The sequence below is a fragment of the Brevibacillus agri genome (genome assembly GCF_004117055.1).
Taxonomy (GTDB): domain Bacteria; phylum Bacillota; class Bacilli; order Brevibacillales; family Brevibacillaceae; genus Brevibacillus; species Brevibacillus agri.
In genome coordinates, this window is sequence record NZ_CP026363.1 from 4,491,534 (window position 1) to 4,506,108 (window position 14,575).

The 14,575-nt window shown below is 50.9% G+C and carries 13 protein-coding genes; 5 read left to right on the forward strand and 8 right to left on the reverse strand.

The features are described 5' to 3' along the window. Window position 1: 1 nt before the first annotated feature. A complete protein-coding gene (locus BA6348_RS21995) occupies window positions 2-697 on the reverse strand; it encodes a response regulator transcription factor (protein WP_005833838.1) in 696 nt (231 codons plus the stop codon). A gap of 800 nt (window positions 698-1,497) precedes the next feature. Here BA6348_RS21995 and BA6348_RS22000 point away from each other — a divergent pair. Beyond that, on the forward strand, window positions 1,498-2,022 hold the full coding sequence (locus BA6348_RS22000; RefSeq protein ID WP_005834754.1) for a hypothetical protein: 525 nt from the start codon (window positions 1,498-1,500) through the stop codon (window positions 2,020-2,022). Between the two features lie 81 nt (window positions 2,023-2,103). Here the strand turns inward: BA6348_RS22000 and BA6348_RS22005 are convergent, their stop codons facing one another. Beyond that, window positions 2,104-2,712: a hypothetical protein gene (locus BA6348_RS22005; protein ID WP_005834756.1), complete on the reverse strand. Its 609-nt coding sequence runs from the start codon at window positions 2,710-2,712 to the stop codon at window positions 2,104-2,106. A 176-nt stretch (window positions 2,713-2,888) separates the two neighbouring features. On the opposite strand from BA6348_RS22005, the gene BA6348_RS22010 reads away from it, so the two are divergent. After that, window positions 2,889-4,082 carry a transposase gene (locus BA6348_RS22010; protein ID WP_007787630.1) on the forward strand — a complete coding sequence of 398 codons (1,194 nt, stop codon included), beginning with the start codon at window positions 2,889-2,891 and terminating at the stop codon, window positions 4,080-4,082. Between the two features lie 916 nt (window positions 4,083-4,998). Here BA6348_RS22010 and mdh read toward each other — a convergent pair. From mdh to citZ, 3 genes are all read right to left on the reverse strand, one after another. After that, window positions 4,999-5,937, reverse strand: a complete 939-nt coding sequence (gene mdh, locus BA6348_RS22015; protein WP_005834759.1) for a malate dehydrogenase — start codon at window positions 5,935-5,937, stop codon at window positions 4,999-5,001. Between the two features lie 52 nt (window positions 5,938-5,989). Continuing rightward, complete coding sequence (gene icd / locus BA6348_RS22020) at window positions 5,990-7,273, reverse strand: NADP-dependent isocitrate dehydrogenase (RefSeq protein WP_005834761.1); 1,284 nt, start codon at window positions 7,271-7,273, stop codon at window positions 5,990-5,992. A 135-nt stretch (window positions 7,274-7,408) separates the two neighbouring features. Continuing rightward, window positions 7,409-8,521 (reverse strand): citrate synthase, encoded by a 1,113-nt coding sequence (gene citZ, locus BA6348_RS22025; protein WP_005834764.1) that lies wholly within the window; start codon window positions 8,519-8,521, stop codon window positions 7,409-7,411. Between the two features lie 379 nt (window positions 8,522-8,900). On the opposite strand from citZ, the gene ytvI reads away from it, so the two are divergent. Further along, window positions 8,901-10,031, forward strand: coding sequence for a sporulation integral membrane protein YtvI (ytvI, locus tag BA6348_RS22030; protein ID WP_122953372.1), 1,131 nt, complete (start codon window positions 8,901-8,903; stop codon window positions 10,029-10,031). Window positions 10,032-10,099: 68 nt separating this feature from the next. Here ytvI and BA6348_RS22035 read toward each other — a convergent pair whose 3' ends face one another. Next, a complete protein-coding gene (locus tag BA6348_RS22035; protein WP_005834767.1) occupies window positions 10,100-10,495 on the reverse strand; it encodes an FxsA family protein in 396 nt (131 codons plus the stop codon). A gap of 1 nt (window position 10,496) precedes the next feature. Further along, the gene (locus BA6348_RS22040; protein WP_122953371.1) at window positions 10,497-10,928 is read right to left on the reverse strand and encodes an acyl-CoA thioesterase; all 432 of its coding nucleotides are present in this window, start codon (window positions 10,926-10,928) and stop codon (window positions 10,497-10,499) included. Window positions 10,929-11,064: 136 nt separating this feature from the next. Here BA6348_RS22040 and BA6348_RS22045 point away from each other — a divergent pair, with 136 nt between their 5' ends. Together BA6348_RS22045 and BA6348_RS22050 are read left to right on the forward strand one after the other, a co-directional pair. Next, window positions 11,065-11,298: a hypothetical protein gene (locus BA6348_RS22045; protein WP_005834770.1), complete on the forward strand. Its 234-nt coding sequence runs from the start codon at window positions 11,065-11,067 to the stop codon at window positions 11,296-11,298. An 11-nt stretch (window positions 11,299-11,309) separates the two neighbouring features. After that, window positions 11,310-12,107 (forward strand): GerAB/ArcD/ProY family transporter, encoded by a 798-nt coding sequence (locus BA6348_RS22050; protein WP_122953370.1) that lies wholly within the window; start codon window positions 11,310-11,312, stop codon window positions 12,105-12,107. Window positions 12,108-12,154: 47 nt separating this feature from the next. Here the strand turns inward: BA6348_RS22050 and nrdJ are convergent, their stop codons facing one another. Next, a complete protein-coding gene (nrdJ, locus tag BA6348_RS22055) occupies window positions 12,155-14,416 on the reverse strand; it encodes a ribonucleoside-triphosphate reductase, adenosylcobalamin-dependent (protein ID WP_005834774.1) in 2,262 nt (753 codons plus the stop codon). Window positions 14,417-14,575: the final 159 nt, after the last annotated feature.

Here is a 14,575-nt window from a genome sequence, read left to right on the forward strand (position 1 = left end):
GTTATCCTTCCAGTTTGTATCCCAAGCCGCGAACAGTTTTGATGTAGCGCGGGTTTTTCGTGTCTTCCTCCAGCTTTTCCCGCAGGTGGCTGACATGCACGTCCACGATCCGGGAGTCCCCGATAAAGTCGTAGTTCCAGACGGCGTTCAGCAGTTGGTCGCGGGTGAGCACGCGCCCCTGGTGGCTGGCGAGGTAGTTGAGCAGTTCGAATTCTTTTGGAGTCAGCTCTACCTTTGTATCTTTGCAAAAGACTTCGTATTTTTCCGGGTAGATGCGGATGTCGCCAAACTGGAGCACGACATCTTCCGGCGCAACCGCCGCTTCCGGGGTTGCCTGAATGCGGCGGAGAATGGCTTTTACGCGGGCGATTACTTCGCGCGGGCTGAACGGCTTGGTCAAATAGTCGTCAGCGCCCAGCTCCAGACCTAATATTTTATCCAGCTCATCGTCTTTTGCGGTCAACATGAGGATTGGCGTGTTAATGCGCTCCTGGCGCAATGTTTTACAGACGTCCATGCCGTCCATTTTGGGCAGCATCAAGTCGAGAATGATGAAATCGGGCTGCTCGCTTTTCACCATGTCGAGCGCCTGTCTGCCGTCAAAGGCGGTCACTACCTGGAAACCCGATTTTTCCAGATTGAATTGCAGCAGCTTCACGATGGAAGCTTCGTCATCCACTACCAAAACCTTAATCATTTTATCCGTTTCCCCCTACCAATGCGATGCTGCAGATTAATTGTTTTCAGACCTTCGTCCTCTGGTTTGTTTCTTCTCTCTACACCTCTCAGTCTGCCAATGCTGAAACCGGAAGACAAGTAATTTTTTTGTAAAAGTGTTTGGAGGCTGGCTGTGGTGGGTGTGGCTTGGGCGTTCCGTTGGTTCTTTGGAGTAGTATGCCTCGAATGAGGGGTGGGCATCAGGGAGGGGATGTTAGGCTTCGGGGGGTGTTTTGAAAGGTCCCTTGGTCGTAGGGCCTTTTGCTCGTAGCTTTGGCTTCGGCTCGTCCCGGTAATTTTGAAAGCCCTTGATCGCAGCTTTAGCTTCGGTTCGTCCCGGTGTGTTTTTTGAAAGCCCCTTGATCGTAGCTTTCGTGGCGGCGAGGAAAGAGGAGAAATCGCTGGAGCTTCTTGGGATCCCCGCTGGAAGCACTACTGCCCGGTTCCAGGGAAAAATGAAACCGCGTCCAAAGTGGTTTATTCAGGATGTGTCTCAGAGTGGACGCTTAAAAGCGTGTTTCGTTTTTTCCCTTCCACCTCGGTCGGGATCCCAAAGAGCTTTCGCGTATACCTCCTCTTTCCTCGTCAGGGGCTAATGATGTTGATGGGAGTTTTAAAAATCTTACAAGCCTTTCGGGGCAACCCATAGAGGTAGTTGCAGAGCCCGGGCTTAAAAGATTATAACAGCCAAATGTTTGTACACCCCTAATAATGAAGATTTGACCATATAAGAAAATTATGGTATTATATGTAAAATTCAAAGGCCGGGGAGTTGATTAATTGAGAAGTATATTTTTACATATCATTTTAGCCTGCCTGTTGCTTACTGCCGGATGTGTAAATGATAACTCCTTTGCAGGCAATAACGAGCAGAATCTAAAAATTGGAGTGATCGGGCAGCCTCCTGTGGTCAACGAAAATATTGATTTCATCGAAACAACCCTTGAATCACTAATTAATGCATCGGATACAGAGTTTCACGCATTATTTATCATGCCAGAGTGCCTAGAGGAAGCTTCCAAACCTCAATTTGCCAGGCTTTATAAAAGTCTGAAATACCCTGTTTTCTTTATCGGATCAACCAAATCATATTACCCGTTCATAGAAGAAAGTCTAACATATTCTACTGCTCCCTCAACGAGCTCCGGTATGTTTGCAACTGGATTTATCAATGAAGACGGGCAATATAAAATATTTGAATATGGCCTGGAAAATGATGAAAAGACAGAAAAAAATCTCAAACTAATGTACACCAATATTTTTAAGACAATTTCAAACGAATTCATCTCAAAGAAAACGAACTAAACAATTTCTCCGAACAGCAAAAAGGGGCTCTCTGGTCATTCTCTTGACTTGAAGATTGCCCCTTTGAATGTATGCAGTTATTTAATTCCCAGTAACAGAGAGATACTGATATCCGCTATAGAAGTATCGGTAATGATTTGATGCATTTGCAACACTAAAAGTAGCTTTAAATACCGGGGTGTCTATGCCGGTTTGAAAATTTAGAGTAGTTGATCCATTATCATAAAAATCACCGTTTACAAGATACTCAATACCTTGTTGATTATTTTTTACCCACGCTTGTACATCACCTGAAAATTGCTTGCTCACCCCGTGATACCTATCTAATCCGGCATATCTAATGTCAGAAACCCAACCGAAACTACCGTCTCTGCACTTATTTACAATAGCAATAAATCTTGGTTTATATGTTCCTGAAACTGATAATCGCTGAGACACTTCACTGTATGAGCATGTTGCACTTAAAGCTTTTAAGCTCTTTTGTGTTTTAGGTTGTTCTTTTTTTACTTCCTCTAACGACCTACCGCTATATTTTGCAATACGTTGCATTGCTTCCTCGTAGGTAAGGTCTTCAACAACAACCTCCCCTGTTTCTACTGTTGCATTGTTGCCTTTGGCAGAAGCAACAAGATTACCAAGGCTCAATACGACTAAAAACATCGTTAATACAACAAGAAATGGCTTTTTCATGTTTCCTCCTTAATTTATTTAATTTCATCAAGTACATTATTCTACAAATTGAGCATTTTGCAGAAATCTGAGCCCTTGAGACACAAGGATTTCTAGGGATAAAAAAGGGACTTCACCCCAATTTGGAGAAGTTTTTCGGTGACCAAACCAAAAACGCCCAAAAGGAGGAAGTCACCTTGTATATTCTTCAAGAAAGTCTGTTTTCCTTCGAGGAACTGCAAAAACTTGAATCCAAAGAACGATTGCCTATCTTTTTCAGCGCTCTTGACCTACGTCCTTACGCCAAAGAACTGAGAAGCCGTTCCCCCCGAGGCGCTGACGGTCACTGCAGACAAGGAATCCTTCGGGCTTTGCTTGCAGCTCCGCTTGAGAATATCAGTACGTTCACTGGCCTACATCGCCGGCTGGATATGGATCTTCGTTTTCGCTATCGATGCGGACTTCGGCTTGATCGGAAAGCTCCTTCCGTGGCAACGTTGAGCCGCGTCTTTGCCGAGCTTACGAGCAAAGACCTGGTCAAGCGACTTTTTGAGGATCTGGTCACACGCTGCAAGCAAGAAGGCATCGTCGATGGAAGTCATGTGGCCATCGATAGTGCCGCGATCCATGCCTACGAGAAGAAACAGCCGAAACGTAAAAGCGAGCTCACAGGCAATGCAAACTGGGGTGCCAAGTTCGACTCCTTCGGCAATAAGGTGAAGTGGTTTGGCTACAAGCTTCATCTCGCCGTCGATACCAAAAGCGAACTGCCGATGGCGCTCGCCGTGACACCGGCTCATGTCCATGACGGCGATATGGCGCCAGATCTGATGGAACAAGTCGCGGCAAAAACCAAAGTCAGCTTCTTTGTCCTCGATGCTGGGTACGACCAACTAAAAAACTATGAGGCTGCCCGGAATTTGAAAGCACAGGCGATCATCCCGATGAATCTTCGCAATGAGAAAGAGCCGCCTGCCGGCATGACATCAAACGGAACGCCTTGCTGCTCCATGGGTTTTCCGATGACCTATTGGGGAGCGGATGGCGATGTTCTGAAATTCCGCTGTCCCCATGCTACAGGCAAGGTAGACTGCCCGCTCGGAATGGCCGCTTGTTCGTCTTCCAATTATGGGATGGTCGTTAAGGTGGATACAACCAGTGATCTGCGCCGCTACTCCACACCGCATCGGGAGAGCAAGCGTTGGAAAGAACTGTACAACGAAAGAACTAGCGTGGAACGATGCAATTCCCGCTTGAAAACCTATCTAACTGCCGATGCGATGCACGTTTGGGGAATTCAGAAAGTCACAACGCACCAGTACCTTAACGCCATTGTATTGCTGGCTTCTGCACTAGCCATGGTTAAGCATTCAAGCAAAGCCGCAGCTTAAATTTTTCAGCATAGACGAAAATTCTGCAGGTCTGCCCATTTTTCCAAAGCCATCACATCACGACATTGAAACCAACCACAGGCCATATAAATCTGTTGTCTTTTTCTCGAAAATGGAATTATGCAAAGTGCTCATTATTATAAAATCCTTCCATTTTTGTAATAAAATTATCATTAAATCGACTTGTTCAAAAAAAATTCAACATTTTCCCTATATAAGTTTGTTACCTCTTTGAAAATACCCCCCTCAAAAGAGTCGTATAGGTGCAACTCCTTTTGGGCCTGATAATAAGCAATATAATTCAATATAAACTCCAGCTCCCCTCCTCACTACGCTATGAGCACCTTGTCATTTCCGAATGAACGCCTGACCGCCCCCCTCAGATCGTAGAGAAAACAGGAGAAAGTCGCAAAGGTCTTTGGGACTCCTTCCGAGACGGAGGGGAAAAGGGAAAACACGCTTTTAAGCGTCCACCTTGAACCCGCTTCCCTGAATCCTCCACTTTGGACGCGGTTTTCCTTTTTCCCCGCAGGCGGGCAGTCTGCGCTCCCTCGCTAGAGGCCCCCAAGCACCTGCTGCGCTTTCTCCTGTTTCCTCCCTCCACTGCAGCTTCGACCTACTCGGCTTTTCCCAAAGAACGCCTGACCGAACCTCACAGCTCGTAGAGGAAGCGAAAAAAAACACAAGGTTTTAGAAGAATTCCTACCGAGCCAGAGGAGCAAAAGGAAAACACGCAAAAAACTCCCCCAAGCCAAAGGCGCCTTGCACTTCATTCGTCTCGCAACTACTTCGGCCGAGCAGTTCGCCCCGCCCGCCACCGGACAAAGACGTCATTTGCTTCACCTCCACTGGACGTTCCCGCAAAAAAAGACGCCTTTCGCGAAGAAAGGCGTCTTGGTTATTCATCTCGACCCGGCTATTTCAAAACAGCCAGGACATTGCGCACGGAATCAGCCGATTTGTCGAGGGCTGCTTTTTCCTCTGCGGTGAGTTCCAGCTCGATCACTTTCTCGATCCCGTTTGCCCCCAGGAGGGTCGGAACACCGAGGTAGAGATCGTGGTAGCCGTACTCGCCTTGCAGAAGCGCAATGGATGGCAGGATACGTTTTTTGTCCTTGATGATCGCTTCAGCCATCTGCACCAGCGAGGCAGCCGGGGCGTAATAGGCGGAACCGTTACCGAGCAGGTTGACGATTTCGCCGCCGCCTTTGCGGGTGCGTTCGACGATCGCATCGAGGCGATCTTTCGGGATCAATGTTTCCAGCGGAATGCCGCCCGCGTACGAGTAGCGCACCAATGGAACCATGTCGTCGCCGTGTCCGCCGAGCACGAAGCCTGTCACGTCTTCAACAGAGACGTTCAGCTCCATTGCCACGAAGGTACGGAAACGCGCCGTATCCAGCACGCCGGATTGCCCGATTACGCGCTCTTTCGGGAAGCCGGACGTTTTGTAGAAGGTATAAGTCATCGCATCAACAGGGTTGGAAAGAACGAGCACGATCGAGTTTGGCGCATACGTTTTCACTTGCTCCGCCACCGACTTCATGATGGCTGCGTTTGTGTTCACCAGGTCGTCGCGGGACATGCCAGGCTTGCGGGCAATCCCTGCGGTGATGATGACCAGATCGGCACCTTTGATGTCCTCGTAGCTGGCTGTGCCTGTAATGTTGGCGTCAAACCCCAGTACAGGAGAAGACTCCATCATATCCAACGCTTTCCCTTTTGTTGGGTTTTCCAGTTGCGGAATATCAACCAATACGACGTCGCCCAGTTCTTTTTGCCCCAAAATAAATGCTGTGGTTGCACCAGTGAAGCCACTACCGATAACAGCGATTTTTTTACGGTTGAATGCCATGACTTAACTCCCCTCCAAAATGTAAGGTAATCGTTGCCAAACTATCTTTATCTTACATGTTTTGAATCAGCGCGTCAGCAAACTCGGAGCATTTCAGCTCGGTTGCACCTTCCATCAGGCGAGCGAAATCGTACGTTACGGTTTTCGCGGAGATGGTTTTTTCCATGGAGTTGATAATCAGGTCAGCCGCTTCGTTCCAGCCCAGGTGACGCAGCATCATTTCTCCGGACAGGATCACGGAGGATGGGTTCACTTTGTCCAGACCAGCGTATTTAGGCGCTGTACCGTGAGTTGCCTCGAAGATCGCATGGCCAGTCAGGTAGTTGATGTTTGCGCCTGGAGCGATACCGATACCGCCAACTTGTGCAGCCAGCGCGTCGGAGATGTAGTCACCGTTCAGGTTGAGGGTTGCTACTACATCGTACTCGGCAGGACGAGTCAGGATTTGTTGCAGGAACGCGTCCGCAATCACGTCTTTTACGATGATTTTGCCAGCCGCTTCTGCTTCTTTTTGCGCTTTGTCAGCGTCGCCGCCTTCAGCCTTGATGCGGTCGTATTGTGCCCAAGTGAACACTTTGTCGCCGAATTCCGCTTCAGCCACTGCATAACCCCAGCTTTTGAACGCGCCTTCGGTGAACTTCATGATGTTGCCTTTGTGTACGAGGGTAACGGATTTGCGGTTGTTGTCGATCGCGTAGTTGATCGCTGCGCGAACCAGACGCTCTGTACCGTCTTTGGAAACAGGCTTGATCCCGATACCGGAAGTTTCCGGGAAGCGGATTTTCTTCACGCCCATTTCTTTTTGCAGGAATTCGATTACTTTTTTCACTTCCGGAGTGCCTTCTGCCCACTCAACACCAGCGTAGATATCTTCTGTGTTCTCGCGGAAAATAACCATATCTGTCAATTCAGGATGTTTCACAGGGGATGGAACGCCATCGAAGTATTGAACAGGACGCACGCAAGCGTACAGATCCAGCTCTTGGCGCAGCGCCACGTTGATGGAACGGATACCGCCGCCTACTGGTGTAGTCAGAGGACCTTTGATGGCGATCAAGTATTCGCGGATCGCTGTCAATGTATCTTCTGGCAGCCACTCGTTGTATTGATTGAACGATTTTTCTCCTGCGAATACTTCGAACCAAGCGATTTTTTTCTCGCCGTTGTATGCTTTTTCTACCGCTGCATCCAGTACGCGAACGGAAGCTTTCCAGATGTCAGGGCCAGTACCGTCGCCCTCGATGAAAGGAATGATCGGGTTGTTTGGAACTACCAGTTTGCCGTTATCAACCGTAATTTTTTCGCCGGCAGTTGGTTGTGCAAGGTTTTTGAACACAAGAATCCCTCCAGTGGTGAAGATAATAGGTGATTATGAATATTTCCAGACGTAGGAGAACTACCACTGCTTGTGGTAGTTCTCAAGCTTGCGCTTAGGGAACAGGTGCCCTCCACGCTCGAAAATAGCGAGTGTTTAGCGGCGGTCAATCGGAACGTAGTGTTGGTTGACCGGACCGGTGTAATCCGCGCGCGGACGGATCAGGCGATTGTTTTCATACTGTTCCATGATGTGAGCCGTCCAGCCGGACATGCGGCTGATAGCGAAGATCGGTGTGAACAGGTCAGTTTCCAGGCCGAGAGAGATGTACACGGAAGCGGAGTAGAAGTCAACGTTTGGCTTCAGTCCTTTTTCCTTGGAAATCATGTCGTCGATTTTCACGGACATTTCATACAGCTCTGGACGACCGATTTGCGCGGTCAGCTTTTGGGACATTTGCTTCAGCCATTTCGCGCGCGGGTCACCATCTTTGTAGACGCGATGTCCGAAGCCCATGATTTTCTCTTTGTTGTCCAGCTTGGCGCGGATGTACGATTCTACGTTGTCGAGGCTGCCGATTTCCACCAGCATTTTCGCAACCGCTTCATTGGCGCCGCCGTGCAGAGGGCCTTTGAGCGTGCCGATGGCAGAGACGATACCGGAGTAGATATCAGTCAAGGTCGCAACGGTTACGCGAGCAGCGAAGGTAGATGCATTGAACTCATGGTCAGCATGCAGAACCAGCGCAACGTCAAACGCTTTCACTGCTGTTTCTGTCGGCTCTTCGCCAGTCAGCATGTAGAGGAAGTTTTGGGCGATGGTGAAATCTGCACGAGGAGCAACTGGCTCCAGACCTTTGCGCATGCGCTCGTAAGCGGCAATCAAGGTAGGAGTTTGAGCCATCAGACGGATGGATTTGCGATAGTTGGCTTCAGGAGACATGTCTTGCGCTTCTGGGTCGTAGAGCGCTAACGAAGAGACAGCTGTGCGCAACGCCGCCATTGGGTGTACGCCTTTTGGGTAGTGGCGGATGCTCTCCAGCACTTCTTTTGCCACTGTTGCATTTTCACCCAATTGTTTTTTCAAAGCGTCTAGCTGATCACGCTTCGGTAACGCTCCATGCCAGAGCAAATATACAACCTCTTCAAAAGTTGCATGTTCTGCTAACTCATCGATGTTGATCCCGCCATAGCAAAGAACCCCATCGACGATCGAACAGATCGATGATTGAGCGGCAACGACGCCTTCTAGTCCACGTGTTGTTGTCATAGAACTCCCTCTCCTTTTCCACTCAAGTAGTAGCGCTTATCCAGTCCTCGCTTGTCCTTGTGACTGATAAACGACTTTATCCACAGCAAATATGAAGTTGATGGCAGCGGTTTCTTTCATCCACCACTCTTGTCAGGGAATAGATCCACGCAAATCCTTAGAACATGCCAAGGGGGAGAGGCGAGTGAAAAGAATCCACTATAAGTCGACCCAATTATAAAAGATTATTGCGATTTTGTGAATAAGATTGGCGAAAAAATGTTTCAAAGGATGAAACCCGGTTTTGTTTTTTGCGCGAACTTGCTCCATTTGTCCGGCTTGCTGCATAATAGTTCCATAAGGATTTGTGTGCTGTTCGATGGCAGAAAGGAGACCTTTGTTGAATCAGGAAAACTGGGTGGAGCGCCTCTTTCAGATCATTCGCTTTTTCTGGGTTTGCCTGCTTGTTTATGTAGGAATTTGGCTGTTTCAGTTTGCAACACCCTTACTTTACCCATTTATAATTGCTTTAGTCATCGCGCTTTTGATCCACAAGCCGGTCACGTTCGTCACGCAAAAGTTCAAGATTCCGCGCTGGCTGTCGGTCACTCTCGCCCTGCTCGTCTTGATGCTGCTCGCCATCGGGCTGGCGACATTGGTCGTCTCGGAAACCGTCGTGGAGATCGGCGAGCTGGCCAAGCGCCTGCCGGGATTCGCCCAGGAGCTGTCCGAGTATTTGCAGCGGACGATCTCGCAAGACTTTTTGCTCGGCATCTACAACCAGGTGCAATGGATTTACGACCAGCTTGACCCGAACTACAAGGACAAAATTAGCAATACGGTCGGAAGCGGCATTACTTCCATCACCCACGCCGGGCAAAACCTGATTGTCAGCTTCCTGGACGGCCTGAAAAACGTGCTCGTCTCCCTGCCGAACATGGCTACCGTATCGGTTATTTCCATCATGGGCGCGTTCTTTATTTCCAAAGACTTCTTCCTCTGGGAAGCGCGCTTCCGCCGCCTGTTGCCAAGCGGCGTCAACAACCGGCTGGACCAGATTTTCCGCGACCTTCGCGGCGCTTTGCTCGGCTTTCTCAAGGCGCAGTTGACGCTCATCTCGCTGACGGCCGCCATCGTGATCGTCGGCCTTCTCATCATGCGCGTCGAATACGCGATTACGATCGGGCTGATTACCGGCCTGGTCGATCTGCTGCCGTATCTCGGAACGGGAACCGTCTTCGTTCCGTGGATCATCTACCTGTTTTTCAAAGGCAACTACACGATGGTCATCGGACTGTCCATCCTGTACGCGGTCGTTCTCATCTTCCGCCAGATCATCGAGCCAAAGGTCGTCGCGGAAAGCGTCGGTCTCGATCCGCTGCTCACGCTGGTCGCCCTGTTCGTCGGCCTGCAACTGTTCGGCTTTTTGGGGCTGATTATCGGCCCTGTCTCACTCGTATTGATTAACGCGCTGGTCAAAGCCAACGTGTTCGTGGACATCTGGACCTACATTCGGGGAAAACGCACCTAACAAAAGAACCGCTTTCGGGCTAGCCGTGAGGCCGTCGCTCGAAGCGGTTCTTTTTGACAACTGCTCTTTTATCTGCGGAAAAAGAATTGGATGCGCCCCGACGAGATCAAATACCACAGCCATTGTTTCAGCAGGTGGCGCAAAATCATGCGGGTGTACGGAATGAGAAAAATCAGGCCGATCACGTCGGAGACAAAGCCTGGCAACAGCAGCAAAATGCCGCCGATCAGAATCAGCGCGCCGTCAATAATCGTCTCTGTCGGCATCTGCCCCCGTGCCAACTGGAACTGCAGCGTGCGAAACACCTGGACGCCTTGCTGCTTCGCCAGCCAAGCCCCGAGCAGCCCGGTCAGGATCACCAGCAAAACCGTGTTCCAGCCGCCGATGAGCGAGCCGACCGTAATCAGCCCCCACAGCTCCAAACCGAATCCGACGACAAACAGGATGATGAGAAAGCGCAGCATGCTACTCCCCTCCTTTATACTGGGCATCCAGCCAGGCGTAAACCTCCGGCTCTGTTCTGGACAAGCGAATCGGCTTCAGCTCTGCGTTCGTAAAAACGTGCATCGTCTCGCCCGACGCGAGCAGCTCCTGGTCCGACACGCGGATAATATCGTAAGCAAACGCTAGTCGAACGGCACTCAGCTCCTTGACCCGCGTCTGGATTTCCACCACATCGTCGTAGCGGGCCGGCTTTTTGTAGGAGAGCGACGCGTCCGTGACCGGCAGCAGCACGCCTCTTTCCTCCAGCTCGCGGTAGGTAAGCCCCGCATTGCGGATCAATTCGGTTCGTCCTACCTCAAACCAGTTCAAGTAATTCGTATGGTAGACCACGCCCATCTGATCGGTCTCGCCGTAGCGCACTCGCAGCCGATGGGCATGAATAATCGGACTCACTCATCATCGCCCCTTTCTCTATACGTATATTGTACCATAGACAAACTGGTCTTGCGGTCTGGCTGGTATGTCAATTTTTCATTACGTCAATACTCGAAAAAAATAAACTGGCGCAAACAGGAAAGTAGGAAAAGGAATGTGGGGAGCAACCGTTGTCTTGGTCACAGCGATCATCATTGCCTGGTGGGAAATCCCTCATCTGGTTCACCTGGGCTATTATCGGGAGCTTGTTGTGTTTTCCCTTTTGCTTTTGCTTGCCGCAGCAGCAGGCGTGCTCAAAGTGTTGGGGGTCGCCATGCCCAATCCGGGCGATTGGGTGCTCGCCGTCCTTGGCCCCTTTGGGGAATTTTTGCAGAGATTGTTCCACTAGGAGGACATCAGGTGCTGTCCAACGTCACTATCTCGAATCGGCAAATGATGATAATTACAGCCCTGTTCTGCATCGGGACCACGATTTTGGTCGCCCCTTCTACATTGGCTGCGGATGCAAAGCAGGACGCGTGGATTTGCGCCATCCTGGGAAATGTAGTCGGCTATGGGTTGGCCTGGCTCTACATCGCTGTCGGGTTGCTCTATCCCAATCAAAACTTGCTGGAAATCAACGAACGCGTTCTCGGCAAATGGCTCGGCTGGGCAGTCTCGCTGCTTTTCCTCTTCACCATGCTGCTCGCCTCTTCGCAGGTGCTGTTTTACATCGGAAACTTTTTAATCACGCACATGTTCCCAGAGACTCCGATCATCGCGCTGCACATTTTGTTTTTGCTCGTCGTCATGCTCGCCATGCGGCTTGGACTGGAGGCTTTCGCCCGATGCATCGAGCTGTTTACCCCGTTGCTGCTGTTGCTGTTTTGCTCCCTGATCTTTTTTCTTTGTTCGAACATGGAGTTTGAAAACGTACAGCCGATTCTCGAAGCGAGCGGGAACGGCATCATGAGAGGCACCATGTCGTTTGTCAGCATGGTGCAAGTATTTCGGCTCCGCACCTACAAGCCGCTCATCCTTCCCCAAGCTTTTCTCGTCGTCGTCTTTTCCCTGATCGTCTATCCGAATACAGCGTATATGAACCAGTGGGATGTCGACGCCTGGTTGCCTTACAGCCTGATTTTCGGGCTGTTTTACCCGCTGCTGCTCCTGATCGTCGGCCTGATCCGCAAAAAAAGAGGGAGAGACTCGTCGTGACCGTCTCTCCCTCTTCTCTATGTTGGTTCCTCATGTAAAGCAGCGTGTTAACGAATCGGGCAAGCGCCGCCTTCGCACGCTTCTGCGGTAGACAGATCAGCCTCGCCGCCTGTTTCGAATTGCTGCAAAATCGCCGGGTCAAACGGCTTCATCGATTGCTTCAGCGCCTCGTATTGCTCTTTCGTGCACTCTTCATACGGCGCAAGCTGATAGTTTCCGCCATCCAGTTGCAGGAAGGACACGCCGACAAAATTGTCCCAGTTGGCGTAGACGATTTCTTCCACTTCGCTCCACTCTTCCTTGCGAACGGTAATCGTATTGGAAGAGTTGTGCTCGGTGTATTCCTTTTGAAAACGGAAGTACGTGTCGAACTGGCGTTTCGCGCTCACTTCGTTTTTCGTCTCTTGCGCACCGGATGCTACCGGGAAGTCGATCACGAGCGTACGCGCATTTGCCATGCGCTCTTCGTGCGTTTCGCCAGGGGTCCCCACCTCGGGATGGACGGTCCAGCCGAGAGCTTGTACAGCCTTTGCCAGCGGGTCCTGGGCGTTGATGCGAATACGGCGGATGTAGTACGGCGAGTGCGACCAGTGCAAGCCGCTGGAAACGCCCCCGGCCACCTGCGACAACGTCCCTTCCGGCTTGACGGTCGTCACGAGCAGCGGCGAGTTCACGCGCAGCTCATACGCGTAGCGGTCTGCTTCACTGCGGGCAGCATCGCCCAGTTGACGCAGCAACTCCAACTCCTGCTCTTCGGTATAGCCGAGAGAAGCGAGCGCATCCTTCACGCCTGTCAACGACGTTCCGAGCAGGCGGTCGCGCTGCTGGACCGTATCCCAGTGCGGCAGCTCCAGTGTTACGAGCGTCATCCGCAATCCTGCGCGGGCAGATTTGCGCTGCGCGTCCAACAGTCCGTCCAGGTCCAAATATTTCGAGCCGTCCTCACGCTCGCGGACAAACTGAACCAGGTTCACTGTCGTCAAGTTGCAGACCCCGTACGAATCGAGCAAAATTTCCGCACAAGGATTGAGTCCTTCCGCATTCGGGCGGCGGCGATTCGCTTCTTCCAGGTTGATAAAGCCTGGCTCGCCCTCCAGTTGCATCAGCGTGAACACAAGATGCAAAAACTCTTTGGTCGGCTGCTTGGTGAACGCAATCGAGTTGTTGGACATGCGGCGGTGATCCAGGCCGAAGCGCCCGTCTCCCACTTTTTGAATGCTGTCAAACCAGACAGGCTTGTGCTCTCCCAAAAGCTCTCCGACACGACGATGGTGGGCGAGCTGCTCCTCTGTCCAGAAGCCGTTGATGCCGTATTTCGCCAGCATGCACTCGTAGTCATCGTGGTCAAACAGGAAAATTTCCGCGGTGCGGCGCACGCCCCCGACCACAACGTTTGCTCCGATGAGGTTGCCGATGTCGAGAATATGTACGGGGCGAATTTTGCCGTACCCTTTTTCGTCGCTTTCGATCGGGGCCAGATGCTGGTCGATCTGGTTTTTCAGCACTTTGTCGATTCCTTCAAACATTTCGCGCAGCGGCTCGTGTCCGCTTGCTGTTCCGCCAAAGCGCTTCAGCCGCTCCCCTTTTGGCCGCACGCTGTTGTAGGAGATTTTGACCGTATGGATATGCTCGTAGGCGGAATCCGTGAGAATTTGCAAGTACAGGCGCAGCGACTCGACCCAGCCTTCCTTGCTGTCCCCTACGTAAATTTTCGCAAAGCCGTTGTCCAGCACATTCAGCTCGGAGCGTTCCAGACGCTGGTGCTTCGGAAGCGGTCTGTACTCGGAGGAAAGCAGGGTGACGTTGGTGCGGATCGGCCCAAGTCCGGCTGCCATTTCCTTCGTGCATTTAAAGCCTACGCCCGTTCCTACGAGCAACAGGTAGAACAAATCGCCCAGGTCGTCCCATGACCTGATGTTCAAAAACGAGCAGTTGAAGTTAGCCAGTGGGTACAAATCGGCAACGCCGTTCTCCGCGCCGCCTACCCACAGCGTCCGTCCGGACAAAAACTGGCGAAGGTTGAACATGTTGTCAAACAGCCCTTCCGCTTCTGCCTCCATCGCCCGCTCATCCGGCTGCAAGCCGATCTTTTTCATATGTTGGTACGCAAGCTTCATATTGTAATCCACCGAGCGGCGGCATGTTTCTTTCCACGTTTCCCGTCTGCCTTTCTCCGGGAGGAAGCGAGAATAAGTCCGGTAGTAAACAAATTGTCCCAGAGGATTCATATGAACAGGAAAATCTGGATATTGTGCTAAAAATTCATCCCTCAAAAAAACGGTTCGGGATACGGTTTCGGTTGCCAACATGAACGTTCCTCCTTCGATTCTTTCCTCTCTAGTTAACTATCTTTGTCAAAAAAACTCAATAGTTTCACCTATATATTGTGCGAAATAAAATTCGACAACACTATATGTTGTGTTTCACTGAAAAAAGTGCTTGACATCGACAACCCGCGAAGGGAGCCG